Annotated in this window: 24 protein-coding genes, 5 tRNA genes and 1 pseudogene; 25 read left to right on the top strand and 5 right to left on the bottom strand. The window is 62.6% G+C overall.

Annotated features, from left to right (window positions below):
• Positions 1 to 225: 225 nt before the first annotated feature.
• Positions 226 to 1059, bottom strand: a complete 834-nt coding sequence (locus BMYO_RS08880) for a PAC2 family protein (RefSeq protein WP_169834116.1) — start codon at positions 1057 to 1059, stop codon at positions 226 to 228.
• A 189-nt stretch (positions 1060 to 1248) separates the two neighbouring features.
• On the opposite strand from BMYO_RS08880, the gene BMYO_RS08875 reads away from it, so the two are divergent.
• The 18 genes from BMYO_RS08875 to BMYO_RS08790 all read left to right on the top strand — a co-directional run bounded on the left by BMYO_RS08875 (position 1249) and on the right by BMYO_RS08790 (position 15311).
• Positions 1249 to 1321 (top strand) — tRNA-Gly (locus tag BMYO_RS08875).
• A 28-nt stretch (positions 1322 to 1349) separates the two neighbouring features.
• Positions 1350 to 1420, top strand: a tRNA-Cys gene (locus BMYO_RS08870).
• A 39-nt stretch (positions 1421 to 1459) separates the two neighbouring features.
• A tRNA-Val gene (locus BMYO_RS08865) sits at positions 1460 to 1531 on the top strand.
• 47 nt (positions 1532 to 1578) lie between these two features.
• Positions 1579 to 1651 (top strand) — tRNA-Val (locus BMYO_RS08860).
• 31 nt (positions 1652 to 1682) lie between these two features.
• A tRNA-Gly gene (locus BMYO_RS08855) sits at positions 1683 to 1758 on the top strand.
• Between the two features lie 176 nt (positions 1759 to 1934).
• A complete protein-coding gene (gene thrS / locus BMYO_RS08850; protein WP_094668118.1) occupies positions 1935 to 3977 on the top strand; it encodes a threonine--tRNA ligase in 2043 nt (680 codons plus the stop codon).
• Positions 3978 to 4293: 316 nt separating this feature from the next.
• On the top strand, positions 4294 to 4884 hold the full coding sequence (locus BMYO_RS08845) for an HIT family protein (RefSeq protein WP_094668117.1): 591 nt from the start codon (positions 4294 to 4296) through the stop codon (positions 4882 to 4884).
• 261 nt (positions 4885 to 5145) lie between these two features.
• Positions 5146 to 5901: a YebC/PmpR family DNA-binding transcriptional regulator gene (locus BMYO_RS08840; protein WP_094668116.1), complete on the top strand. Its 756-nt coding sequence runs from the start codon at positions 5146 to 5148 to the stop codon at positions 5899 to 5901.
• Between the two features lie 6 nt (positions 5902 to 5907).
• Positions 5908 to 6492 (top strand): crossover junction endodeoxyribonuclease RuvC, encoded by a 585-nt coding sequence (ruvC, locus tag BMYO_RS08835; RefSeq protein ID WP_094668115.1) that lies wholly within the window; start codon positions 5908 to 5910, stop codon positions 6490 to 6492.
• Between the two features lie 63 nt (positions 6493 to 6555).
• Complete coding sequence (gene ruvA / locus BMYO_RS08830) at positions 6556 to 7179, top strand: Holliday junction branch migration protein RuvA (RefSeq protein ID WP_094668114.1); 624 nt, start codon at positions 6556 to 6558, stop codon at positions 7177 to 7179.
• Positions 7179 to 8243 (top strand): Holliday junction branch migration DNA helicase RuvB, encoded by a 1065-nt coding sequence (gene ruvB, locus BMYO_RS08825; protein WP_094668113.1) that lies wholly within the window; start codon positions 7179 to 7181, stop codon positions 8241 to 8243. Before ruvA ends, ruvB begins: the two co-directional genes overlap by 1 nt.
• 90 nt (positions 8244 to 8333) lie before the next feature.
• Positions 8334 to 8765: a preprotein translocase subunit YajC gene (locus BMYO_RS08820; protein WP_094668112.1), complete on the top strand. Its 432-nt coding sequence runs from the start codon at positions 8334 to 8336 to the stop codon at positions 8763 to 8765.
• A 127-nt stretch (positions 8766 to 8892) separates the two neighbouring features.
• Positions 8893 to 9474 carry an adenine phosphoribosyltransferase gene (locus tag BMYO_RS08815; RefSeq protein ID WP_094668111.1) on the top strand — a complete coding sequence of 194 codons (582 nt, stop codon included), beginning with the start codon at positions 8893 to 8895 and terminating at the stop codon, positions 9472 to 9474.
• A 119-nt stretch (positions 9475 to 9593) separates the two neighbouring features.
• Positions 9594 to 10796 (top strand): ADP-forming succinate--CoA ligase subunit beta, encoded by a 1203-nt coding sequence (gene sucC, locus BMYO_RS08810; protein WP_094668110.1) that lies wholly within the window; start codon positions 9594 to 9596, stop codon positions 10794 to 10796.
• The gene (sucD, locus tag BMYO_RS08805) at positions 10796 to 11707 is read left to right on the top strand and encodes a succinate--CoA ligase subunit alpha (RefSeq protein ID WP_094668109.1); all 912 of its coding nucleotides are present in this window, start codon (positions 10796 to 10798) and stop codon (positions 11705 to 11707) included. Before sucC ends, sucD begins: the two co-directional genes overlap by 1 nt.
• A 24-nt stretch (positions 11708 to 11731) precedes the next feature.
• Positions 11732 to 13132 carry a cell division protein PerM gene (locus BMYO_RS08800; RefSeq protein WP_094668108.1) on the top strand — a complete coding sequence of 467 codons (1401 nt, stop codon included), beginning with the start codon at positions 11732 to 11734 and terminating at the stop codon, positions 13130 to 13132.
• Positions 13080 to 14717: a bifunctional phosphoribosylaminoimidazolecarboxamide formyltransferase/IMP cyclohydrolase gene (gene purH / locus BMYO_RS08795; RefSeq protein WP_094668107.1), complete on the top strand. Its 1638-nt coding sequence runs from the start codon at positions 13080 to 13082 to the stop codon at positions 14715 to 14717. Before BMYO_RS08800 ends, purH begins: the two co-directional genes overlap by 53 nt.
• 294 nt (positions 14718 to 15011) lie before the next feature.
• Complete coding sequence (locus BMYO_RS08790) at positions 15012 to 15311, top strand: DUF3017 domain-containing protein (protein WP_094668106.1); 300 nt, start codon at positions 15012 to 15014, stop codon at positions 15309 to 15311.
• On the opposite strand, the gene BMYO_RS08785 is transcribed toward BMYO_RS08790, so the two are convergent.
• Entirely contained in the window at positions 15213 to 16172 is a 960-nt protein-coding gene (locus BMYO_RS08785) for an MIP/aquaporin family protein (RefSeq protein WP_094668159.1), read from the bottom strand. The two genes, BMYO_RS08790 and BMYO_RS08785, sit on opposite strands and share 99 nt — an antisense overlap.
• 216 nt (positions 16173 to 16388) lie before the next feature.
• Between BMYO_RS08785 and BMYO_RS08780 the strand changes: the two genes are divergently transcribed.
• Entirely contained in the window at positions 16389 to 17159 is a 771-nt protein-coding gene (locus tag BMYO_RS08780; RefSeq protein WP_094668105.1) for a pseudouridine synthase, read from the top strand.
• Positions 17156 to 19300 carry a bifunctional cytidylate kinase/GTPase Der gene (der, locus tag BMYO_RS08775; RefSeq protein ID WP_094668104.1) on the top strand — a complete coding sequence of 715 codons (2145 nt, stop codon included), beginning with the start codon at positions 17156 to 17158 and terminating at the stop codon, positions 19298 to 19300. The genes BMYO_RS08780 and der overlap by 4 nt, the downstream gene beginning before the upstream one ends.
• A gap of 634 nt (positions 19301 to 19934) precedes the next feature.
• On the opposite strand, the gene BMYO_RS08770 is transcribed toward der, so the two are convergent.
• Positions 19935 to 20759 (bottom strand): SGNH/GDSL hydrolase family protein, encoded by an 825-nt coding sequence (locus BMYO_RS08770; protein WP_233428234.1) that lies wholly within the window; start codon positions 20757 to 20759, stop codon positions 19935 to 19937.
• Between the two features lie 140 nt (positions 20760 to 20899).
• Between BMYO_RS08770 and BMYO_RS08765 the strand changes: the two genes are divergently transcribed.
• Positions 20900 to 21262, top strand: a complete 363-nt coding sequence (locus BMYO_RS08765; RefSeq protein ID WP_094668157.1) for a DUF488 domain-containing protein — start codon at positions 20900 to 20902, stop codon at positions 21260 to 21262.
• 6 nt (positions 21263 to 21268) lie between these two features.
• Here BMYO_RS08765 and BMYO_RS08760 read toward each other — a convergent pair whose 3' ends face one another.
• Positions 21269 to 21607, bottom strand: a complete 339-nt coding sequence (locus BMYO_RS08760; protein WP_169834115.1) for a DMT family transporter — start codon at positions 21605 to 21607, stop codon at positions 21269 to 21271.
• A 261-nt stretch (positions 21608 to 21868) separates the two neighbouring features.
• Here BMYO_RS08760 and BMYO_RS08755 point away from each other — a divergent pair, with 261 nt between their 5' ends.
• The 3 genes from BMYO_RS08755 to BMYO_RS08745 are packed head-to-tail and all read left to right on the top strand — an operon-like array spanning position 21869 to position 22932.
• Positions 21869 to 22108: a type II toxin-antitoxin system HicA family toxin gene (locus BMYO_RS08755; protein ID WP_094668103.1), complete on the top strand. Its 240-nt coding sequence runs from the start codon at positions 21869 to 21871 to the stop codon at positions 22106 to 22108.
• Between the two features lie 11 nt (positions 22109 to 22119).
• Positions 22120 to 22440, top strand: a complete 321-nt coding sequence (locus BMYO_RS08750) for a type II toxin-antitoxin system HicB family antitoxin (protein WP_094668102.1) — start codon at positions 22120 to 22122, stop codon at positions 22438 to 22440.
• A 3-nt stretch (positions 22441 to 22443) separates the two neighbouring features.
• On the top strand, positions 22444 to 22932 hold the full coding sequence (locus tag BMYO_RS08745; RefSeq protein ID WP_094668101.1) for a hypothetical protein: 489 nt from the start codon (positions 22444 to 22446) through the stop codon (positions 22930 to 22932).
• A 558-nt stretch (positions 22933 to 23490) separates the two neighbouring features.
• On the opposite strand, the pseudogene BMYO_RS08740 reads toward BMYO_RS08745, so the two are convergent.
• A pseudogene (locus BMYO_RS08740) lies at positions 23491 to 24474 on the bottom strand (IS630 family transposase); the annotation flags it as partial.
• A 188-nt stretch (positions 24475 to 24662) separates the two neighbouring features.
• Between BMYO_RS08740 and BMYO_RS08735 the strand changes: the two are divergent.
• The coding region (locus BMYO_RS08735) for an IS21 family transposase (RefSeq protein WP_476695612.1) at positions 24663 to 25061 on the top strand (399 nt) is incomplete at its 3' end.

Genomic DNA, 25061 nt, shown 5'->3' with positions numbered 1-25061 from the left:
CGCTGCTGAGACAAAAGGGATGGGGCGTCGGCGGAAAAATGGGTCCGCCGACGCCCCATCGACGATAATCCGACGATTATCTGGTCAGCCGATTCGACGCCCCAGTATGCCACGCCACTTCACGGCAACGTCCTAACAAGGGGACCCAAAAAACCAACGAATTCTTGACACGGGACACTGACAATGATGCGACGGCCGGACGTGCGCCGAGACCGCGGCGTCGGTTTAGTCGCCCATCTGCCGCAGGAACGCCTCGGCCTCACGGATCAGCTGCTCGCACTGCGGGGTGCCCAGGCCGGCTTCCTCGTCGGCCTTGCATTTGAGGTCGTAGTCGCGTTCGAGATGCTCCACGTATTCTCTGAGCTGGTCGTTGCACCGCACCAGCACTGAGGCCTGGGCCTTCCAGTGCTCGGCCTTGCGCTTGAGATCGCCCGTGTCGAAGGTGAAGCCGATGCGCTTGCCCAGCGCATCCAATAGTCGCAGCGTGCCGGCCGCGCATTCGTCGCTGCCGAGATATTGGGGGATGGAAACCCACATGGAGGCATGGCCGAATCCCCGGTCGGCCGCGGCCAGATCAAGCACGGTGGGTATTCCCACCGGGCCGTTGTATTCCCGATCGCATTCGCATTGGCGTTCGCCGTCGCTTACGGACAGGGGCAGGGGGCGCGTGTGCGGGCAGTCGCAGAACATCGAACCGAGTGTGACCACCTGCGCCACGTCCAGCTCTTCGGCGATATGCAGGCTCTGCGCGCAGTACTCCTGCCAGCGGTAGTTCGGCTCGGGGGCGATTTGCGCGTACAGATGACGGTTGGCGTCGAGGGTGATGTCGTAGAACGTGGTCTGCGGCCACACCAGCGTGGCCCGGCCGGAGACATGGCACAGCATCGGACGGGCCACCTGATAGTCGTAGAACCCGTCGCAGTCGATATGCCGGATCTCACGGGACTCGTAGCGGCGGACCAGATGACGCACCACATTCGTGGCGGCCTGACAGGCGTCGTTCCATCCCTCGAATGCGGCGATCATCACCGGCGTCTGGGCGTTCGCTTCTTCACTCATACTCTCCAGCGTAAAGGACGCGACCATGCCCGATGCCGCCTTTAGCCATCAGCGAGCGGAGTTTCGATGGGCGCGAACACCAACTGTCACAAGGCGACACGCCGTGACTGGACGAATTACAGGCATGTGAGTATAGTAATCACTCGTGCTTCGGCGAGACGCCTTCTGGTGTTCCCCTGTAAGACACATGCGGACATAGCTTAGTTGGTAAAGCGCAACCTTGCCAAGGTTGAGACCGCGGGTTCGAGTCCCGTTGTCCGCTCTAGGTCCGATGAGTTGACAGACCTTACGGTGGGTTAGCCAAGCGGTTAGGCAGCGGCCTGCAAAGCCGTATAGACGAGTTCGACTCTCGTACCCACCTCTCAGGACCGCGAAGCAATTCGCATGAATGAGCAGACCCGGGCGGTTGGCGCAGAGGTAGCGCACTTCCCTGACACGGAAGGGGTCACAAGTTCGAATCTTGTATCGCCCACGCAGACGAACTTGTATCGCCGATATAACTGAATACCGATTGATTTCGGGCGATTGGCGCAGCGGCTAGCGCACTTCGTTCACACCGAAGGGGTCGTAGGTTCGATTCCTACATCGCCCACTGGAAACCGCTTCTCACGGCGGATTCCTTTGCGGACATAGCTTAGTTGGTAAAGCGCAACCTTGCCAAGGTTGAGACCGCGGGTTCGAGTCCCGTTGTCCGCTCCAGCTCGAGCCTCACCATCGCGGTGAGGCTTTTTCGTTTTCCGGCTCCAACCCGGTCCGTTCTGGCTTGTTCTGGTCCGTCCCGGTTTGTCGTATGCCCTGCCTATGGTGACGACTGTTGATTAACCAGTCCAGGCCTGCACATTAGTACCGCGGACCCCGATAGCAAAGGACAAATCATGGCGCAAGCTACCATCTCCATAACAGTCAACGGCGAAGCGAAGGAGGTGGAAGCAACCACCACCGGCGTCGAGCTCTTCGCGGATGACAAGAACATCATCGCCGTGCGTCTCAACGGCGAACTGCGCGACCTGTACACGCCCCTCACCGACGGCGACACCGTCGAAGCCGTCGCCCTCGACAGCGAGGACGGTCTCGGCATCATGCGCCATTCGGCCACGCACGTCATGGCCCAGGCGGTCCAGGAACTGTTCCCGGACGCTAAGCTCGGCGTGGGCCCGATCATCAAGGACGGCTTCTACTACGACTTCCAGGTCGAGCAGCCGTTCACCCCGGACGACCTGAAGAACATCGAGAAGCACATGCAGCGGATCATCAAGTCCGCGCAGTCCTTCCGCCGCCGCACGGTCACCGAGGAGGAGGCGCTGGCCGAGGAGGCCGACCAGCCGTTCAAGATCGAGCTGATCAAGGACAAGGAAGCGCACCTCGACCCGTCCACCGCCACCGAGATCTCCGGCAAGGAGCTCAGCTTCTACGACAACGTCGACCGTGACGGCAACGTGGTGTGGAAGGACCTGTGCCGCGGACCGCACCTGCCGAACACGCACTTCATCAAGGCCTTCAAGATCGAGCGTTCCGCCGCCGCCTACTGGCGTGGCAGCGAGAAGAACCCGACCATGCAGCGCATCTACGGCACCGCATGGGCCTCCAAGGAGGATCTCAAGGCCTACCAGACCCGTCTCGAGGAGGCCGCCAAGCGCGACCACCGCAAGCTCGGCGCCGAAATGGACCTGTTCTCCTTCCCGGACGAGATCGGCCCGGGCCTGGCCGTGTTCCACCCGAAGGGCGCCGCGGTGATCAACGCGATGGAGGACTACTCCCGCGAGATGCACCGCAAGTACCACTACAGCTTCGTGCAGACCCCGCACATCACCAAGGGCGGCCTGTACGAGACCTCCGGCCACCTGCACTGGTACAAGGACGGCATGTACCCGCCGATGCACCTCGATGAGGAGTACGACGAGGACGGCAACGTGACCAAGCCCGGCTTCGACTACTACCTCAAGCCGATGAACTGCCCGATGCACAACCTGATCTTCAAGTCCCGCCAGCGCTCCTACCGCGAGCTGCCGCTGCGCCTCTTCGAGTTCGGCACCGTGTACCGCTACGAGAAGTCCGGCGAGGTCCACGGCCTGACCCGTGTGCGCGGCCTTACGCAGGATGATTCCCACATCTACTGCACCCGCGAGCAGATGAAGGGCGAGCTGACCAACCTGCTCACCTTCGTGCTCAAGGTGCTCAAGGACTTCGGCCTGAGCGACTTCTATCTCGAGCTGTCCACCAAGGACCCGAACAAGTACGTCGGCTCCGATGAGATCTGGGAGGAGGCGACCAACACGCTCGCCGAGGTCGCCAAGGAGTCCGGTCTGCATCTCGTGGCCGATCCGGGCGGCGCCGCCTTCTACGGCCCGAAGATCTCCGTGCAGGCCCGCGACGCCATCGGCCGCACCTGGCAGGTCTCGACCATCCAGCTCGACTTCAACCTGCCCGAGCGCTTCCAGCTCGAGTACATCGCGAAGGATGGCACCCACCAGCGCCCGGTGATGATTCACCGTGCCCTGTTCGGCTCCATCGAGCGCTTCTTCGCCGTGCTGCTCGAACACTACGCCGGCGCGTTCCCGGCGTGGCTTGCCCCGGTCCAGGTTCTCGGCGTGCCGGTGGCCGACGAGTTCGCCCCGCACCTCGAGGAGTTCGTCAAGTCCCTCGAGGACGAGATGGTCCGCTGCGAGATTGATTCCTCCGACGACCGCTTCGGCAAGAAGATCCGCAACGCCTCCAAGTCCAAGGCGCCATTCATCCTCATCGTCGGCGAGGAGGACATGAACAACAACGCGGTGAGCTTCCGCTTCCGCGACGGCAGCCAGCTCAATGGCGTGCCGGTGGACGAGGCCCGCGCCGACATCCTCGCCGTGATCAAGAAGCGCGTCCAGGTCAACTCCGTGGACGACTTCAACGCCGCGTTGGCCGAGCCCGCGGCCTGATCGCAGCGGGAGACTGGCGCCAACAGGGCTGACGTCCGTAGGTTTGGCGTCATTGCCCTGACGTGATTCGGCTCCCCCGGGAAGGGAAGCCGCTCGCGCGGGGACCGTAAGAGATCCGGTGCATCCGCATCCGGCATCTCCCGGCGGTTCCTCTGCGACCGGTGGCTCCCTTCCCGGGGGAGCCGAATCGTATATAGGACGGTCCGAATATATCCGGATTTATTCGGAAATACGCGGACAGTATGCGCGGATGCGCATAAGGACGTATACGGATTGATGCATACCGATTATGGGATTATGGAGAGGTGCGAATCAGATGACCGATGACGTGCGTATCGACGACCCGGCCGGCTTCCCGCCGCAGGAGGACACGGTCGAGCGCCTGTGGACCCCGCAGCGCATGACCTACGTGCTGCGCAACACGGAGGGGCGGCCGACCAAGCCGAAATCCAAGGAATGCCCGTTCTGCGTCGGGCCGAAGAAGTCCGACGAGGACGGCCTGATCGCGTGGCGCGGCACGCATGTGTTCGCCATCATGAACCTTTACCCCTACAATGTGGGGCATCTCATGATCTGCCCGTACCGCCATGTGGGGTTCATCACCGAACTTGACGACGACGAGCTGTTCGAATTCGAGAAGGCCACCACGCTCGCCATGAAGGTGATGGAGACCGTATCCCACCCGGACGGGTACAACATCGGCATCAACCAGGGCGAAGTGGCCGGCGCCGGCGTGGCCGCGCACCTGCATCAGCATGTGGTGCCACGCTGGAACGGCGATGCGAACTTCATGCCGATTGTGGCCGAGACCCGTACCATGCCGATTCTTCTGTCCGACCAGCGGGCCGCCTACGCCGAGGCGTTCACGCGGCTCGCGCCGCAGTCGGGGCTGCCGCTGGACCGCTGAACCGTTGGACCGTTGGACCGTTGGACCGCTGAACCGATTAGTCGGTCCTTCGAGCCGATTCACCGGTCCGCTGGCCGGATTCGCTGATGCGGTTTTCCGGTTCCCGTCCATCGGTGCCTCAGCCCGTGGGGCCGGTGGGTTGCTGCGGGCCGTCACCGGGCATGTTTTCGGTCACAATTTTCGAGCACAATCCCGGGTATGTCTGATTGACGGCCTATAATCGCTTCGTTTGACATCATCCGTTTAATCGCTAGGAGCATTATGTCAGGTCATTCCAAGTGGGCGACCACCAAGAACAAGAAGGCCGCCATCGACGCCAAGCGCGGCAAGCTCTTCGCCAAGCTCATCAAGAACATCGAGATCGCGGCCCGTCTGGGCGGCGGCGATCCGGACGGCAACCCGTCCCTGTATGACGCCATCTACAAGGCCAAGAAGGCCTCCATGCCGGCCGACAACATCACCCGCGCCGTCAAGCGTGGCTCCGGTGCCGAGGATGGCGCCGCCAACTATGAGGACATCGTCTACGAGGGCTACGCGCCCGCCGGCGTGGGCCTCATCATCGAGTGCCTGACCGACAACCGCAACCGCGCCGCCGCCGAAGTCCGCTCCACGTTGACCAAGGGCAACGGCTCCCTGGCCACCTCCGGCTCCGTCTCCTTCAACTTCGAGCGTAAGGGCCAGATCGTGGTCCCGTCCGAGGGCGTTGACTTCGACAAGCTCTTCGAGACCGCCGCCGAGGCCGGTGCCGAGGACGTTCAGGACAACGGCGAGGTGTTCACCGTCATCACCGGCCCGTCCGATCTGTTCGCCGTGCGCAAGGCCCTGCAGGACGCCGGCTTCGACTACGACTCCGCCGATCAGGTCATGGAGCCGAAGAACGAGGTCGAGCTGAGCCTCGAGGACGCCCGCAAGGTCTCCAAGCTCATCGACAACCTCGATGATCTGGACGATGTGCAGAACATCTACTCCAACTGGACCGCCTCCGACGAGGTCATGGCCCAGCTCGACGAGGAGTAATCCCCAGTGATCATCCTTGGCGTCGATCCCGGGCTCACACGCTGCGGGGTCGGCGTGATTGAAGCCGGCGAACATCGCCGGCTTTCGTTTATCCATGTGGATGTGGTGCGGTCCTCACCCGACACCTCCCAGGACCTGCGACTGCTGGCCATATACAACGGTTTGTCGGAGAAGATGGACCGGTTCGCACCGGACAGCGTGTCCATCGAACGCGTGTTCGCGCAGTCCAACCGCAACACCGTGCTGGGCACCGCCCAGGCGGCCGGCCTGGCCATGCTGGCCGCCGCCCAGCGCAACATCCCGGTCGCCCTGCACACGCCGACCGAGGCGAAGCTCGCCATCACCGGCAACGGGCAGGCCCAGAAGATTCAGGTGGAGCGCATGGTCACGCGCATCCTCAACCTCACCAAGATGCCCACCCCGGCCGATGCCGCCGACGCCTTGGCACTGGCGATCTGTCATGCGCTGCGTCCTGCGGGCGCGCTGCAGGGAGGGGAACGGGAGGAGCACCTGACGGCGGCCCAACGGCAGTGGGCCGAGGCGGCCCAACGCGCGCCACGCCGCCGCTTCAATCACGACCGCGGCATGTAGTATACTTCGAACAGTTGTTCGATTATTGGGTGACGTTCGTGACATCGCAGGGGAGGAGCGGGGATGATCGGCATGCTGAACGGGCGGGTCGAATCGGTGGATGCCGATACCGCACTGATTGACGTCGGGGGAGTCGGATACGAGGTCCGCATGTCCGCCACCGATCTGGGACGGCTCCACGCCGGTCAGGACGCGCGCGTCTACACCTACATGAACATCTCGCAGGATGCGGTCACCTTGCACGGATTCCTCGATCGCGACGCCAAGAAGACGTTCCTGCAGCTCATCAAGGTGTCCGGAATCGGCCCCAAGGTGGCGCAATCGTTGCTGTCCACCCTGACTCCGATCCAGCTGGCGCATGCCATCGCGGACAACGACGCGACCACGCTGGCCAAGGCTCCGGGCCTCGGCAAAAAGGGCGCCCAGAAGATCATCCTCGAACTCAAGGGGTCCATCGATCTGAGCCGGATCGAGGATTCGCCCGCCGCGGCGACGGCGCAGGCTCCGGTGGATACCGGCATGGAACAGGTCATCGAAGGCCTGATTTCGCTGGGATGGCGTCAGCAGGACGCCCAGCAGGCGGTCGGCGAGGCGATCAAGGAGAACGACGTCAACACGCCGCTGTCCGCCGAGGATGTGCCGCGCGTGCTGCGTTTCGCACTGGCATTGATGGATAGGGGGCGCTGATGGCCGAGGAGATGGATTTCGGCACCTCGAACACCGGTGCCAATGAGGAGTCGCTGCGCATGGTGTCCTCCCAGCCCATCGGCAACGAGCCGGTGAGCGACGAGGAGCTGCGACCGCATGTGCTGGACGGATTCATCGGCCAGCCACGGCTCAAGGCGCAGCTCCAGCTGTTCCTCGACGCCGCACGCAAACGCGACGTGCCGCCTGACCATATCCTGCTCGCCGGCCCTCCGGGGCTCGGCAAGACCACGTTGGCCATGATCGTGGCCAACGAACTGGAGGTGCCGATTCGCGTCACCTCGGGCCCGGCGGTGCAGCATGCCGGCGATCTGGCCTCCATTCTCAGCTCATTGGACACCGGCGAGGTGCTGTTCATCGACGAGATCCATCGTCTGCCCCGCGCCGCCGAGGAGTTGCTGTACATCGCGATGGAGGACTTCCGTGTTGATGTGATGGTGGGCAAGGGACCTGGTGCCAGCTCCATCCCCCTGACGCTGCCACGCTTCACCGTCATCGGCGCCACGACGAGGGAGGGCATGCTGCCCAGCCCGTTGCGTGCGCGTTTCGGCTTCACCGCCCATCTGGACTACTATCCGCATGAGGAGCTGGAGAAACTCGTCGAACGCTCCGCCAACGTGCTGGGCGTGAACCTCGACGCAGGGTCGGCGCATGAGCTTGCGCTGCGTTCGCGCGGCACGCCGCGAATCGCAAACCGTCTGCTGCGGCGCGTACGCGATTGGGCGATAGTCCACGACCTCATCGTGGTGCGTCCGGACGATGTCAAGGAGGCGCTGGCGCTGTACCAGATCGATTCCGAGGGACTCGACCGGTTGGACATCGCCGTGCTGGAGGCCATCGTACGCAACTTCAACGGCGGCCCGGTGGGACTCAACAACCTGTCCGCCATGGTGGGCGAGGAGTCGGAGACCGTCGAGACCGTCTGCGAGCCGTATCTCGTGCGCGAGGGTTTCCTCATACGCACCCCCAAAGGCCGTGTGGCCACCGAAAAGGCATGGCGTCATCTGGGCCTTACGCCCAGAGATGATGTCAGTAAGCTCTTCTAGACTTTTGCCTGTTTGCACAATCCGGTTATGCGTCAACATGTGGCCGTGACCGTTGTCTGAAGGAGTTTCCCCGTGGATTCATCGTATATTATGCTCATCGTCATGGTCGTGGTCATCGGCGGCATGATGTGGTGGCAGTCGAAGAAGTCGAAGCAGCAGCAGCAGGAGCGTCAGGACTTCCGCCGCAACCTCCAGCCCGGCACCGAGGTCATCACCATCGGCCAGGTGATCGGCAAGGTCGTAGAGGTCGACGAGCAGTACGAGGAGATCGTCATCGATTCCGAGGGCTCCAAGATGCGGTTCGCCTTCAACGCCATCGCCCGTGAATACACCCGTCCGGCCTATGTCTCCGATGATGAGGTCGATGAGAACGGCAACCCGCTGTCCGAGGACGCCAACGAGTCCGACGACTCCCAGAACACCGACGATTCCGCACAGGTCCCGGTCGAATCCGCGCTTGAGCAGGCCGAAACCAAGACCGCGACCGAGACGAAGCAGCAGAACAGCGGCGAATCCAAGTAGTCGAAGCAGTCTGTGATCGCGGTCGCAATGACCGCGATCAATCGTGCAGGCATCGGCGTCGCTCCGTCGCCGATGCGCATAACATAAGCCAGCCAGCAATATATTGAGATATATAGGGGACGAGCACATGGCACAGTCGGACATCACCATCGAGTCGTTGGACAAGGTCGGGCAGGAGGACGCCGCGTATATGGTGTCCCTTATCCGGTCCGTTCCCGGATTCCCCAAGGAAGGCATCATCTTCCGTGATTTCATGCCGGTACTTGCGGACCCGAGGGGCCTGAAGATCCTGTTGAAGGCGCTGGAGGAGGCGTTGCCGGTCGCACCGGACGAATTCGATGCCATCGCCGGATTGGAGTCCCGTGGATTCCTCTTCGGCCCCTCGCTGGCCGCTCATCTAGGCAAGGGATTCATCGCCATCCGCAAAGCCGGCAAACTGCCGCCCGAGACCATCGGCGAGTCCTATGATCTCGAATACGGCACCGCCAGCGTGGAGATCGAGACCGAAGCCGTGGCCCACGGGGAGCGCGTCCTGATCGTCGACGACCTCATCGCCACCGGCGGCACGGCCAAGGCCGGCGCCGATCTGATCGAGAAGGCCGGCGGCACGGTGGTCGGCTTCAGCTTCGTGATGCGGCTGGAAGGTCTCGACGGCATCGACAAGCTTGGCGGCGTGCCCACCAGCTCGCTGGTCTCCATGCCCGCCTGAGCGTCCATCCGGGAGTCATAATCCGGGCTTCTCACGGAGCAATCATCATTGTCATGGTCCGGCATGTAACATGTACAGTTGCATGCCGGACCATCGTTTTTTACATCAGGGAAGGATCCATGGATCTTTACGAATACCAGGCACGTCAGTTGCTTGAGGAACAGGACATCCCCACGCCGGGTGCCATTTTCGCCCAGAACTCCCATGAAGTCGCCGAAGCGGCGGACAAGATTGGCTATCCTTGCGTCATCAAGGCGCAGGTGAAAATCGGCCACCGCGGTCAGGCGGGCGGCGTCAAGATCGCCCACAACCGCGACGAGGCCATTCTCGAGTCCGAGTCGATTCTGCCGATGACCATCCACGGCCATAAGGTGTCGGGCGTGCTCGTGGCCGAGGCCAAGAACATCCTGCACGAATACTACGTGTCCATCTCCGTGGATCGTACCTCGCGCGACTTCGACGTGCTGGCCACTGCCAACGGCGGCACCGAGGTGGAGGAGATCGCCAAGGAGCATCCGGAATCCGTCAAGCGTCTGCACATCGAGGCGCTCGGCGATTTCGACCTCGCAGCGGCCACCAAGATGGCCGAAAGCATCGGCTTCTACCATGCCGACGTGGATCAGGCCGCGCAGATTCTGCTCAAGATGTGGCGCTGCTTCAAGGAGAACGACGCCACCCTCGTGGAGATCAACCCGCTGGCGAAGATCGGCGATCCGGACGACGAATCCAGCAAGCAGCTGTGCGCCCTTGACGCCAAGATCTCCCTGGACGACAACGCCGCCTTCCGCCATGACGGTTGGACGCGTTTCGTCGATCCGATCGTGCCCGATCCGTTCGAGCAGAAGGCCCGCGAACACGGCCTGCACTACGTGCACTTGCACGGCGAGGTCGGCGTGATCGGCAACGGCGCCGGTCTGGTCATGAGCTCCCTCGACGCCGTATCCGGTGCTGGCGAGGAGCAGGGCACCGGCATCAAGCCGGCCAACTTCCTCGATATCGGCGGCGGCGCCTCCGCGTCGGTCATGGCCGGCAGCCTGGAGATCGTGCTGTCCGACCCGCAGGTCGAATCCGTGTTCATCAACGTGTACGGCGGTATCACCTCATGCGTGGAGGTGGCCAACGGCATCCTTGAAGCGGTCAAGACGCTGGTCAGCTCCAAGCCGATCGTCGTGCGCTTCGACGGCAACGCCGCAACCGAGGGTCTGCAGATTCTCGCCGAGGCCAACAACCCCACCATCCATGTGTCCGAGACCATGGAAGGCGCTGCACAGAAGGCGGCCCAACTCGCGGCCGAGGCCATCAAGTCCAAGGAGGTTCGCTGATGCTGTTCATTGAAGACGGCGCTCCGGTCATCGTTCAGGGCATGACCGGTCATCAGGGCATGACCCATACCGCGCGCATGCTGAAGGCCGGCACCAACATCGTGGGCGGAGTGAACCCGCGCAAGGCCGGCACCACCGTGACCTATCCGGCGGCTCGGGACGGCCAGGACGCCGAGATTCCCGTCTACGCCACCTGCGCCGAAGCGCGCGAGGCGACCGGCGCGAAGGCCAGCGTGGTGTTTGTTCCGCCACGCTTCGCCAAGGACGCCGTGGTCGAGGCCATCGAGGCCGGCATCGAACTGGTGGTGGTCATCACGGAAGGCATTCCCGTGGCCGATTCCGCCTACTTCGTGGAGCTCGCCTTGGAGAAGGGCACCCGCGTCATCGGACCGAACTGCCCCGGTCTCATCACGCTCGGCGAGCCGGGCGTCAACCTCGGCATCATCCCGGACGGCATCGTCGGCCGCGGGCCTCTGGGTCTGGTCTCCAAGTCCGGCACCCTGACCTACCAGCTGATGGGCGAGCTGTCCGACATCGGATTCACCGCATGCCTCGGCGCCGGCGGCGATCCGATCGTGGGCACCACGCTGCTCGAGGCGCTTGAAGCATTCGAGGCCGATTCCGATACGAAGGCCGTCATGATGATCGGCGAGATCGGCGGTTTCGCCGAGCAGGAGGCGGCCGCCTGGGCCAAGGAACACATGACCAAGCCGGTCGTGGCCTACATCGCCGGCTTCACCGCCCCCGAAGGCAAGCAGATGGGCCATGCCGGCGCCATCGTCTCCGGTGGCAAGGGCACCGCGCAGGACAAGAAGAACGCGCTTGAGGCCGCAGGCATCCCCGTGGGCAAGACGCCGGGACAGGCCGCTCAGATCATGCGCGACGTGCTGGCCAAGGCCAATATCGACTGAGCGCCGCCGGCCTAGGTTAGGTATATGAAAGCAGTGATTCGCCAATGGGTGCGAGGTGCCATCGCGGCCCTCGCATCCATGGCCGTCTACGCCATCGCACTGGGCTGCTACATCGCGTTGATGCTGCTCGTGATCTCCATGGAGGAAGGCGGCGGGAACCTCACCACAAGCACCACGAGTCTCACCCAGGCCATGGTGCTGCTGAGCGAGGGCTCCGGATTCGCCACCGATGCGGTCACACTGACCATCACGCCGTTATTGCTCACCATCCTGCTGATATGGCTGATCGCCGCGATGTTGACGCGGCTCAAGGCTACCGGTCCGCACTCCTATGTCAGTGGTCTGGCGGTCTGGCTGGTGACGAACGAGCTGTTCCGTCAGTCGGTGCATCTCGGTCTGATCGACGACCAATGGCTGGTCCTGCTCAAAGCGGCCATCGTATTCACCGTGGCCTATCTGTGCGTGGCCCTGCCTCAGTCGGCGAAGATCAAGGAGCTGACGGGCTGGGCGTGCGAGCAATCCTCGCCCCAGGTCAGGCGCTGCCTGACGATGGGCACGGTCGTCGCGGGACTCATCATCGGAGTGTATCTGATCATCGGGCTGATCACCGTCGTCGTCTGGGCGGTGCGCAACCACGCCGCCGTGGTAGCGGTGTATGAGCTGTCAGGCATGGAGATGGGCTCCCGCATCTTGACGACGGTAGCCATGGTCATATGGTTGCCGAATCTCATGCTATGGGCGGTCTCCTGGCTCTTCGGCGCCGGGTTCGCCATTGGCGATGTGGCCAGTTTCACCCTGTGGGTGGGCCAATCCAAGGACCTGCCGGCCGTTCCCGTGTTCGGCATGCTGCCGGAACCTGTTACGAACGAGATATGGCGCACCATCGCCCTGAATACGCCATTCGCCGTCGGCATCATCGTCGGACTGCTGGCGTTGTTCCTGCCTCAGGGCTTCGGGTACCGTCCCGGCGGTATCCGCAAGGCGTCCGAACGACAGAAGGCGATACTCGATCTGGCATATCCCGCAGGGGCGTTCTGCCTGAGCGCAGTGCTGGTATCGCTGGCCTCCACGCTGATGTTCGCCATGTCGAACGGCTCGCTCGGCCAGCACCGTCTCGCGCATGTGGGCGTTGACGTCATGGCCTCCACACGGGCCGTGGGGCATTCCACCGCCCTCGGATTGGCCATGGCCTGGGTGGTGGCGCTGATTGGCACCGCACTCGTTTTTTCGATAGGCTGGATGGCTGAGCATACCAGGCAATCACACACCCGTTCCGCGCCTGAGGGCGCGGACCACGGCCCCGCGCGCGTACGCTCGGTCGTCGGACATGAACAATCGCAACCACAACCATCACAATCCAAGGAGGAACAGGATGACAAACACGAACCGGCCGATACGCCGAGCACTGGTTTCCGTCTTTCATAAGGAAGGCGTCGAGGTTCTCGCCGCGGCGTTCGTGAAGGCCGGCACCGAGGTCGTCTCCACCGGGTCCACGGCCAAGAAGCTCGCCGAACTTGGCGTCAAGGTCACCGAGGTCTCCGAGATCACCGGTTTCCCGGAATGCCTGGACGGCCGTGTCAAGACCCTGCACCCGTACATCCACGCCGGCATCCTGGCCGATATGACCAACCCGGAGCATGCCAAGCAGCTTGAGGATTTCGGCATCAAGCCGTTCGATCTCGTGGTCGTCAACCTGTACCCCTTCGCCGACACCGTGCGCTCCGGCGCATCCGAGGCCGACACCATCGAGAAGATCGACATCGGCGGCCCCTCCATGGTGCGCGGCGCGGCCAAGAACCATGCCACGGTGGCCATCGTCACCGATCCGAACGATTACGCGCTGGTGGCCGCCCGCGTGGCCGACGGCACCGGATTCTCCCTTGAGGAACGCAAGTGGCTCGCCGCCAAGGCCTTCGCACACACCGCCGCATACGACGCCACCATCAACGAGTGGACGGCCAAGCACTGGCCCAAGCCGGCATCGCTGGACGCGGCCGAGATCGACCATGACGATCAGGGCGCGGAAGTGGATTCCGCCAAGTTCCCGAGCCAGTTCACCCGCACCTGGGACCGTGCGCACATCCTGCGCTATGGCGAGAACTCCCACCAGCAGGCCGCGCTGTATATCGACCCGCTGAACCAGACCGGATTCGCCCACGCCGAGCAGCTGGGCGGCAAGCCGATGAGCTACAACAACTACGTGGACGCCGACGCCGCTTGGCGCACCGTGTGGGATATGGCGCCGTCCATCGCCGTGGCAGTGGTCAAGCACAACAACCCGTGCGGACTGGCCATCGGCGCCACCGCGGCCGAGGCTCACAAGAAGGCGCACGCCTGCGACCCGATGAGCGCATACGGCGGCGTGATCGCCTGCAACTCCACCGTGACCCTCGAGATGGCGGAGAGCGTCCGTCCGATCTTCACCGAGGTCATCGTGGCCCCCGACTACGAGCCCGCGGCGCTGGAGCTGCTGCAGACCAAGAAGAAGAACCTGCGCATCCTCAAGGTGGCCGAGCCGCCGAAGGGCCACGAGTCGTTCCGCCAGATCGACGGCGGCCTGCTGGTGCAGGACACCGACCTCATCAACGCGGTAGGCGACGACCCGGATGCGTGGAAGCTGGTCTCCGGCGAGCCTGCCGACGCCGACACCCTGAAGGATCTGGTGTTCGCGTGGCGTGCGATTCGTTGCGTGAAGTCCAACGCCATCCTGCTGGCCCACGATCAGGCCACCGTGGGCATCGGCATGGGCCAGGTCAACCGCGTCGATTCCTGCCATCTGGCGGTCGAGCGTGCCAATACGCTGGCCGACGGCGCCGATCGCGCCACGGGCTCCGTGGCCGCTTCCGACGCCTTCTTCCCGTTCGCCGATGGCGCCCAGGTGCTCATCGACGCCGGTGTGAAGGCCATCGTGCAGCCCGGCGGGTCCATCCGCGATGAGGAGGTCATCGAGGCTGCCAAGCAGGCCGGCGTGACCATGTACCTCACCGGCACCCGTCACTTCTTCCACTGATCCTGACACTGATTCGGACACTGGTCCTGACCGGTTGGGTTTCCTCTCCTGTTAATCGTGGGGGAGGAAACCCAACCTCACATGACGATGCGTCGTATGCGTGTTGACTTTTCGGCTTGCCCCGCCACGCAGTCATCCGCCGCCCGCGAAGCGGGTCTGAGGGGTAGTGAATTAATAAACGATTTTCTGCCGCAGCTACTAGACGTGCGACACGGCATATCGGTATCCGTCGCGCGTCCGGCGTGACGGGCAACGTCATCACATTCAGTCATAACATCCAAAGGAAGCCCGCACATGCACAACCATCCCTACGTTTCCGAAGCCCACGAGGGCAAGCCGTGGTTCGAATGGATCGTGCTCGGCGTCGTGGTCTTCGCCACCGTGCTGGCGTTCCTTGGATACACGATGGCCGCCACGGCTGTACTTGCCGTGACGGCCATCACCACCGGCCTGATTCGCCTGATCATGCGCGAACGAAGCCCGTGGAAGGTACGCTCAGTGGCGTTCGACTCCTTCATCGGCATCGCGCTGGGAATCGGCCTGCTGGTAACCTACCTGAGTTTCTTCGGCCTGTTCGGCCACGCCATCCTCTGATGATTCCGTCACCGGCAGCTGGCCGGCCGCATCGGAATCGACGTTGCCGTCGGCGGCGATGACGCCATCGATGGACTCCTGATGTGCCGCCTTGACCTTGGGCGTGGTCGCCATCTGCGCGATGATCATCACCAGCGCCACCACGGCGGCGGCCAGCACCGGGCTGATCCAGAAGACCCACAATTGTTGCAGCGGGTTCTGCGTCAGCCCCTCGTTCATGGCGGCCAGCGCGATACCCGTGGAACGGGCGGGATTGAGTCCGGCGCCGGTCACCGGATAGCTCACGGCGACCGCCAGACCATAGGCGGCGCCCATCGTGAGGGCGTAGCGGTCGGACGGCTCGCCGTGCTCGCCCAGCGAGGACATGGCGGCGGCCACGATGATCAGCGAACCGATCACCTCGACCACAATCGCCAGCGTGATTGAGAACGTGATGCCATACTGCGTGAGCAGCGAATACGAAACGGACCCCTGCTCGAAACCGTTCACAGCCGGGGACAGCCACACCTTGGCGGCCACCTGCTCGGAGGTGGGCAGCAGCTTGACCACGGCGAACGCGGCGGCGATGGCGCCGACGACCTGGGCGATCACATACAGCACGCCATCAACGAGCTTGGTTTTCGAAGCGAGCACGGCGGCCACGGTCACGGCCGGGTTCAGCTGGCCACCGGACACGCGGGCGAAGACCGCGGTGACCACAGCGTATGCCAGCGCGGTGGCCACGGGGGTGAAGACCACATTGACGCCATACACGGCCGAGCCCCATGTGGAGAAGGCGTAGATGGCGAAGCACAGCAGGAAGCTGCCGGCCAGTTCGGCGCACACGCGCAGGACCAGCGGCTGTTGCTTGGTTTCTTCCATGATTTTCATTTCCTTTTCATCAACTATTGGAAGACGGGCGAACCCGCCCAACCCGCCAGTCTAGCAGCAGTCGTTGGCTCCCGGTATTATGTATTGGTTGGAATTGGCTGGGAATGCCAGCCAACCGAACAGCAATCGATACACATTCACGGCAACCGTCCATATACGAATACCTATGAGGGGACAGGTATGCCGTCCGGCCACGTTGGGAGAACGATGCCAAACGCATATTCCCGCGCCAGAAGCGCACATGACGATTCCAATTCCATCCGTTTGCAGAAGGTCCTCGCCCAGGCGGGCTTCGGCTCCCGCCGCAAGTGCGAGGACATGATCACCGAGGGCCGTGTCGAGGTGGACGGTGAGCTGGTCACCGAACTCGGCACCCGCGTGGACCCGCACAAGCAGCAGGTCCGTGTGGACGGCTCCCGCGTCCACATCAATCCGAACCACGTCACCCTGGCGCTCAACAAGCCCAGGAAAGTGCTCTCTGCGATGGACGACCCGAAGGGCCGTTACACGCTGCGCGACATCGTGGGCGACAAGTACGACCGCATCTTCCACATGGGCCGACTGGACTACGATTCCGAAGGCTTGATCCTCATGACCAACGACGGCGAGCTGTCGCAGCACGTCATGCACCCGAAGTACGAGGTCGAGAAGACCTACGTCGCCACGCTCGAAGGCAAGATCTCCGGCACGGTGTGCCGCCGCCTCGTGACCACCGGCGTGCAGCTGGATGACGGCTGGATCAAGCTCGACCACTGCACGATCCTCGATTCCTCGCGCGATCGTACGCTCGTCAGGGTCGTGCTGCACTCCGGCAAGAACCGTATCGTGCGCCGTATCTTCGGCTCGATCGGCTTCCCGGTCAAGCGTCTGATCCGCACCCAGATCGGACCGATCAAGCTCGGTGACCTCAAGGCCGGTTCCTACCGTGTGCTGTCACCGGTCGAGGTCCGTTCGCTGTCCAAGGAGGTCGGCCTGTGATCCGCGTCGCCATCGACGGCCCCGCCGGCGTGGGCAAATCGTCCACGTCCAAGGCACTGGCCAAGTATTTCGGATATGCCTATCTCGACACCGGCGCCATGTATCGCGCCTGCGCGTGGTGGTGCCTGAAGCAGGGCATCGATCTGGACGCCGAGACGGTGGACGAGCGTGTGGTCACCGAAGCGGTGGGGGAGTTCTTCACCGGAGACCACTTCGACATCTCCGTCGACCCCGACGACCCGAAGGTCATGGCGGACGGTGAGGACATCTCCGAAGCCATCCGCTCCTCCGAGGTCTCCACGCACGTCTCCAAGGTGTCGGGCATCATTCCCGTGCGCAACGTGCTCATCGCCGCACAGCGCGCCTACATCGCCCGTGAGGCGTCGGCCGATTCGTTCTCCGGCGGTCTTGGCGTCGTGGCGGAGGGACGTGACATCACCACCGTGGTGGCGCCCGATGCCGAGGTGCGCGTGCTGCTCACCGCCCGTGAGGAGGTTCGTCAGGCCCGCCGTTCCGGTCAGGCCGTGGGCGGCAAGGGCGTCGGCGCCGAGGATGTGGCGGCCCGCGACAAGGCCGACTCCAAGGTGACCAGCTTCCAGACGGCCGCGGACGGCGTGACCACCGTGGATAACTCCGACATGGACTTCGAGCACACGCTGGATGTGCTCATCGGTCTGGTCGAGGAGGCCATCGAGAACCAGGAGTACGAGCAGTACGCCGCGAACCTGCGGGATTACGAGCTGTCCGAAGACGACGAGAACCTGATCAACGGCCGTGGTGTCGAGGTCGGCACGCGCAAGGCCGGTCCCAAGCCGGTGGGCGTGCTGGCCGTGGTCGGCCGCCCGAACGTGGGCAAGTCGTCGCTGGTGAACCGCATTCTGGGCCGTCGCGCCGCGGTGGTCGAGGATACGCCCGGCGTGACCCGCGACCGCGTGAGCTATGACGCGGAATGGGCCGGCACCGACTTCAAGCTGGTGGACACGGGCGGTTGGGAGGCCGACGTCGAGGGCATCGAATCGGCCATTGCCTCGCAGGCGCAGGTCGCCGTGCAGCTGGCCGACGCCGTGGTATTCGTGGTGGATGGCCTTGTGGGCCTGACCTCCACCGACGAACGCATCGTGAAGATGCTGCGTGCCGCCGGCAAGCCGGTGACCCTTGCCGTCAACAAGATCGACGATCAGGCCAGTGAATACATGGCCGCCGAGTTCTGGAAGCTCGGTCTGGGGGAGCCGTACGCGGTTTCCGCCATGCACGGTCGTGGCGTGGGCGATCTGCTTGACGTCGCGCTGGATTCGTTGAAGAAGGCCGAGAAGACCTCGGGCTTCCTCACGCCGTCCGGGCTGCGTCGTGTGGCGTTGGTGGGCCGCCCGAACGTGGGCAAGTCGTCCCTGCTGAACCAGTTGGCGCACGAGGAACGCACCGTGGTCAACGACCTTGCGGGCACCACACGCGACCCGGTGGATGAGGTCATCGACGTCGACGGCGAGGATTGGCTGTTCATCGACACGGCCGGCATCAAGCGCCGTCAGCACAAGCTCAACGGGGCGGAATACTATTCCTCCCTGCGCACGCAGGCCGCCATCGAACGCGCCGAGCTCGCGCTCATCCTGTTCGATGCCTCCCAGCCGATCTCCGATCAGGATCTGAAGGTGATGTCCACCGCCGTGGATGCCGGTCGCGCAATCGTGCTGGTGTTCAACAAGTGGGACGCGATGGACGAGTTCGACAAGCAGCGTCTGGAACGCCTGTGGATCACCGAGTTCGATCGTGTGACCTGGGCCCAGCGCGTGAACCTGTCCGCCAAGACCGGATGGCATACGAACCGTCTGGCCAACGCGATGCGTACCGCGCTCGAATCGTGGGATCAGCGCATCCCGACCGGCAAGCTCAACGCCTTCCTCGGCAAGATCCAGGCCGCCCACCCGCACCCGTTGCGTGGTGGCAAGCAGCCGCGCATCCTGTTCGCCACGCAGGCATCCACGCGCCCGCCGCGCTTCGTGATCTTCGCCACCGGCTTCCTCGATCACGGGTACCGCCGCTACATCGAACGCTCGCTGCGCGAGGAGTTCGGCTTCGAGGGTACGCCGATTCAGATTTCGGTGAACATCCGCGAGAAGAAGCAGGTCGGCAAGCGCAAGTGATGGCGTGCGCGGCTTGCCGCATGGCGTTCTGACGCTGGCGCGTGATGTCGCATGTGTGCTATGCGATGTCGTATGAGTGCTGCATGAGACGCGCTGAGATTGCAGACACGTCTCATGCGCGTCTCGTATGCGTCTTGTACGTCTGTCGTTTACTCATTGCGCGTGCGCCGCATGCTTGGCGCATATGGAATCTGAACTATTGGATTCCGAATTGTGAGATATTCGGCGGATGGTGTGCCCCGGCAGCTGATTTTTCGACAAAATACGGCTGCCGGGGCACACCGCGTTATGCGTCTGTATCATGCCAAATCGCAACAATGGCGGATTTCTGCGGTTTTCGTGGCCAGTACTCTGTGCCCCGCCAGACGAAAAACCGGGTTCAAAGCGGTACCGGGGCACAGGGTGTGCCCCGGTAGACCGAAAACAATGGTTTTGAGGCTGCGGGGGCACACTGCGAGGCGCTACGGGCACGGCATAGTCACCCTGAGCGTCGTCGGTCTCCGCGAGACGGCTGAATAGATTACCTATACCTAGGGTATCCGCGTCCAATGCCCTGTGCCTGAACTCGTGGACTAGTATCCCGCGCCAAATAATTCGTTGAATATATTCCGCACCTGCATCCGCCCGTAAAGGCTCAGAGATCCGGCGTTGCCTGTGCGATCACACCATTTGCGAGCAGCTGATAGCAACGCTTCGACGGGTGGAAATTGTCGTATGCCCAGAATTCGGCATCGGTGAGCCCCGTATCGTAATGGGTCATGTCCACGAACCGCACATGCTTGGCGGCGCAAATCTCCTTGCTGATGGCGGTCTGCGCGTCCGTCATGTTGAGAATCGCCTTGCGCAGGGTGTGCCCGAGCGCCGGCGAACGGTACACCTGTCCGGAGCTGATGACCACGACGTGCGGGCACAGCGCTTTCGCCTCGTCGATGGCGGCGGTCAGGTCGGAGCGCCATTCCTTCGGGCTGCGACGGGCCATCAGATCGTTGGAGCCGGCGCACAGCACCAGCAGATCAGGTTGTTCCTTGACTTGCGGCAGCAACCGGAACCGTACGCGCCGCATCGTGGCACCGAGCTTGCCGTAAGCCACCCATCGCACCGGACGTTCGATGGTATTGGCCAAAACCCTCGCCATATCCGGCACTAGGCCTTCGTTCTGGTTATCGACGCCGCAGCCCACGGTGAGCGAATCGCCGACCACGACGAGTGTGAACGGCCGCTCCGCCTGCGGTACTGCAGTCGTACCGGCGTTGGCGTCGGTGCCAGTATCGGTGCTGGTCGTGTCCATGGACGACGCGGCATTGCCATTCCCGGCCGGGGCCGTTCCGTGATGCTTCTTGTTTCTATTCGGCGCCGGCACCAATCCCCGACGTTCGCCGTCCGGCTCGGGCGCAAGCTTGACGGTATGCTGCGCGACCAGGGCCTCGGTCAGCGCAATCGGCCTTTCCCACCACGACAATGACATGTTCCATCCCCCTGATAATGCATGCGCATGGCCGCACGCGCTGCTGCCAGATTCTAATGACGGCGTATGAATATGGGTTCATTATGCGGCATGTTCGTTGACTGTGCCTATTGAAGGCTGACACCATGAAATCCATGGTAAACGTCAGCATCAAACGGATCTACGACGAGCCATCCCCGCAGGATGGATATCGGATTCTGGTCGACCGGCTATGGCCGCGTGGCGTGAGCAAGGAACGGGCGGCGCTGGATCTATGGATGAAGGCCATCGCGCCATCGCCTGAATTGCGCCGATGGTTCGGCCATGATCCGGAGCGGTTCGATGAATTCGCCGAACAATACAGGCAGGAGTTGGACGCCAACACGGAAGCGGTCGATGAGTTGAAGCGTGTTTGCTCGGAGCACGATGCCGTCACCTTGTTGTACGCGGCCAAAGACCCCATCGTCAACCATGCGGCAGTGCTGAGGGAATATCTGGAGAATGACCTTCCGCGTTAATACGCATCAGCGTGCGGCCGTATGGCTGCCCCACTGCAGCACGATAATACCGACGATCATAATCGCCATGCCCAACCACATACGCCAGTTCAATGGGTCCTGGAAGGCGAAATGCGCGATGATCGCGGTGGCGATGATGCCGACGCACGACCACACCCCGTATGCCAGCGCGGTGGGCATGCCCCGATCCAGCACCATGGCCAGCAGGAAGAAGCAGACGCCGTATCCCACAATCACCGGCACCGCCCAAGCGAGTTTGCTGAATCCCTCTGAGGCGCGCAACGACAACGTCGCTGCCACCTCGCAGAAAATAGCCCCGAACAGCATCAGCCAAGTCAACGCCATACCCATCTCCTTCCCGCGACTGCGCTCCAAATCAGCCATGACAGTAGCAGCCCGCATTGGACAAATGTATTGGATAAAACGGCATCATCCGCGGAGCGGGAACGGCAGGAAGCCGTCACTGAACGGCAGGAAGCCACCGCTCGGCTGGGCGAAGGGCATGGCGTCCTCACTTGCCTGGAATAGAAGATTCACATTTTGGCCGGTTTTAGTGTGATTAAATGGGACTGTTGCTGAACTGAACCAACCGAAAGGCAATCACGCATGCCGATCGACTACCCTTCGATGAAGGCCTCGGACCTGATCCGCATCCTTCGTGGGCTGGGATATGAGATCGACCGTGCGAAAGGTTCGCATAAAAGAATGAAGGCTAAGGGTCGTCCGCCGTTGACCTTCGCCTTCCATGACGGGCAGAACGTTCCGCCCGGACTAGTAAAGAAGATACTGACGAAGGACATCGGATTGTCCGAAGAGGACATTCGCGATATCCTCGGACAGAAGTGAAGAGGCGCAACATGGACACTCGACAGGTGAAAATCACCTACCACAAGGAAGACGGCGCATGGTGGGCCGAATCCGAGGACATGCCGGGATTCTCCGCGGCCGGTGACACGTTCGCAGAAACACGCAAACTCGCACGCGAGGACATACCGTTCTACTTCGATGACGGCAAGCCGACGCGGGTCCGCGAATTCCTTGACAGTGGTGCCGAGGTGGTTCCCGACAACTCGATGATCATCCTGCCTTCCCCCTACTTCGCGGATAATGACTTTACCGCTAGGGAGAATATCGGAACGACGGCCAACCAAGGCATCCTGGAACGTCAGGTGGCCTGAACTATGAGCAAAGTATCCGAACAGGCGACCGTCATCGTGCAAATCGCCGACTTCGCCAACATCGATCAGACGGGCAAGGGCAATATCCTCGGCGTCGGGGGCAACATCATCCCGCTTGGCGCCGCGGGCATGACTCCCCGGTTCTCCGTATTCGCGGAAATCCACATTCCCGCTGAACTGTGTCCCTGCGAAGTCACTGTCGAATACGCTTTACGCAACGACAGCAACAGTGTAGTGAGCCTGCCCGGCCCTGTTCCGAAACCGATGCGCGTGGCCAGCGTCCTCACCATTGACGCGGCCTTGAACGGTCTTCAACTTGATCAGCGGAACCATATCGGAGCCGTGAAACTAAATACTCTCGATTTTTCCAACGGACTCCCGCTCACACCCGGCAATTACTACTGGGAAATAACTCTTGATGGGGACAACCAGCGAGCAGTGCGCCGGGCCTTCTGCGTGCCGAAACCCGCTGTGCCTCCTGTAGTGGGATAGATCAATTGACATTTCAGGTGTGACTCCGCCCGTTCCATTGGCTACGATGAAGCGAAGCGTCCTCCTTTCCTTTCCTTGCTGGATTCTTCACCGCCGACTTCGGATGTTGGTAGCACTCGTCCAGCACATCGATGCTGATTACCGGGTGCGAGGGGCGGTTCTCTCGCTGCAGGAGTAGGTTTTGCTGGCATCTTTTGCCCGCATTTTCTGAAAGGTTAGAAATCAATAAAACTAGTAAAAATGAAAAGCTGCTCAACCTTACTCCCGTAGGGCTGAGCAGCTTTTCCCGACTATTCAGAAAATCGGGCCAGCGGGATTTGAACCCGCGACCCCTTGTTCGGTTTATGGGTTGTTTCGTTAATTATTGTGAGCTTCGTTAGTCTCGTTTTCGTTGATATGACGCGGTTTCTAGGCTATTGGCGGTGTTCGTTGATTGCCACTGGTTTCGCGATTTTCCGCAGTCATTGTGTCCCGGTTGTGTCCACTCCAGTGGGGGTGTTCCCCAGTCAAACAGAGCTAGTATGCTGCGTCATTAATTCGTTGATTAATTCGTGTGGGTCAGATGCCGGTGGTGCGTTGGAGGAGGCGGGCGATGGAGGCGAGGATCTGGTCGGCGGTCTTGGTCCATTTGAACGGCCGTGGGTTCTCATTCCACGTCCTGACCCATTCGCGCACATCCCTTTCCAGCGCCTGCACGCTGCGGTGGTCGCTGCGCCGGAGCATCTGCCGGGTGATCTCGGCGAACAGGCGCTCGACCCGGTTCAGCCAGCTGGAGTAGGTGGGCGTGAAGTGCATGTGGAACCGCGGGTGGCGTTCCAGCCACGCGTTCACGCTGGGCGCCTTGTGGGTCCCGTAGTTGTCGCACACCACGTGCACGTCAAGCCCATCGGGCACCTCGGCGTCGATCTTGCCGAGGAACGAGACGAACTCGGCGGCCCGGTGGCGCCGGTGGGTGGCGCTGATCACGGTCCCGTCGGCCACGTTCATCGCGGCGAACAGGCTCGTGGTGCCGTGCCGCACGTAGTCGCGGGCGCGCCGCTCGGGCATGCCCGGCATCATCGGCGGGGCCGGCTGGGAGCGCTGGAGCGCCTGGATCTGGCTCTTCTCGTCCACGCACAGCACGACCGCGCTCTCGGGAGGGTCGAGGTACAGGCCGACCACGTCGTGCACCTTGTCCACGAACAGCGGGTCGTTCGACAGCTTGAACCCGTCCTCCCGGTGAGGCTTGAGGTTGAACGCGCGCCATATCCTGCCCACGCTCGACTCGCTGAGCCCCGTGCGCTCGGCCATCAGCCGCCGGCTCCAGTGCGTCGCGTTCCTCGGGGTCTCCTCCAGGGTCGTCACCAGCAGGTCCTCGACCATCCGGTCCGTGACCGTGAACGGCCTGCCCGGACGCGGCTCGTCCGACAGGCCATCCAACCGCGCGCGCAGGAAGCGGCGCCGCCACTTGCCCACCGTCGACGGGCAGACGCCGACCCGCGCGGCCGCCTCCTTGTTCGACAGGCCCTCCGCGCACGCCAGCACGATCCGGCAGCGCAGGGCCTGTTTTGTTTCAATGTTTGTTCGACAGGTTTGGCAGTGTTTTTCCGCAGTGTAGGCTGATGGTTTTCCTCAGGTTTGGCAGTACTTGGTAGTGGGACGTCGGTTCGCCTGTCTGTATATTCCCGAGTTGCAATTCGTTTTGGTTTCGGCCGGTTGCCGCTGGCCGAAGGCTCGGGAAGGAAAGGAACATGGCGATACCGATGCCTATGGTGCAGGATATCAGGAGACTTGATCGGCAGGGATTGTCCCGCGCGCAGATAGCGCGGCGGCTGCATGTCGATCGCGGGACGGTCGCGAAGTACGCGGATATGCGGGATTGCTCGCCCAGGCCGAAGACGGATCGTCGGTATGGTTCGAAGATCGACCCGTACACGCATCTGGTGGATTCGTGGCTGGAGGCGGACCGGTTGATGCCCCGTAAGCAGCGTCACACGATCAAACGGGTGCACGAGCGTCTGCTCGCGGAGACTGATTACGATGGCGAGTATTCGACCACGTTGCGGTACGTGCACCGGTGGCGCGAGGCGAACCGGAGCGGTGCGGATCAACAGGGGTTCATACGTCTTGATTGGCGTGCGGGCAGCATG

The sequence above is a fragment of the Bifidobacterium myosotis genome, from assembly GCF_002259745.1.
In the GTDB taxonomy this organism is placed as follows: Bacteria; Actinomycetota; Actinomycetes; order Actinomycetales; family Bifidobacteriaceae; genus Bifidobacterium; species Bifidobacterium myosotis.
The sequence above is the reverse complement of the archived record's forward strand: the minus strand, read 5'-3'. Positions and strand labels throughout refer to the sequence as shown.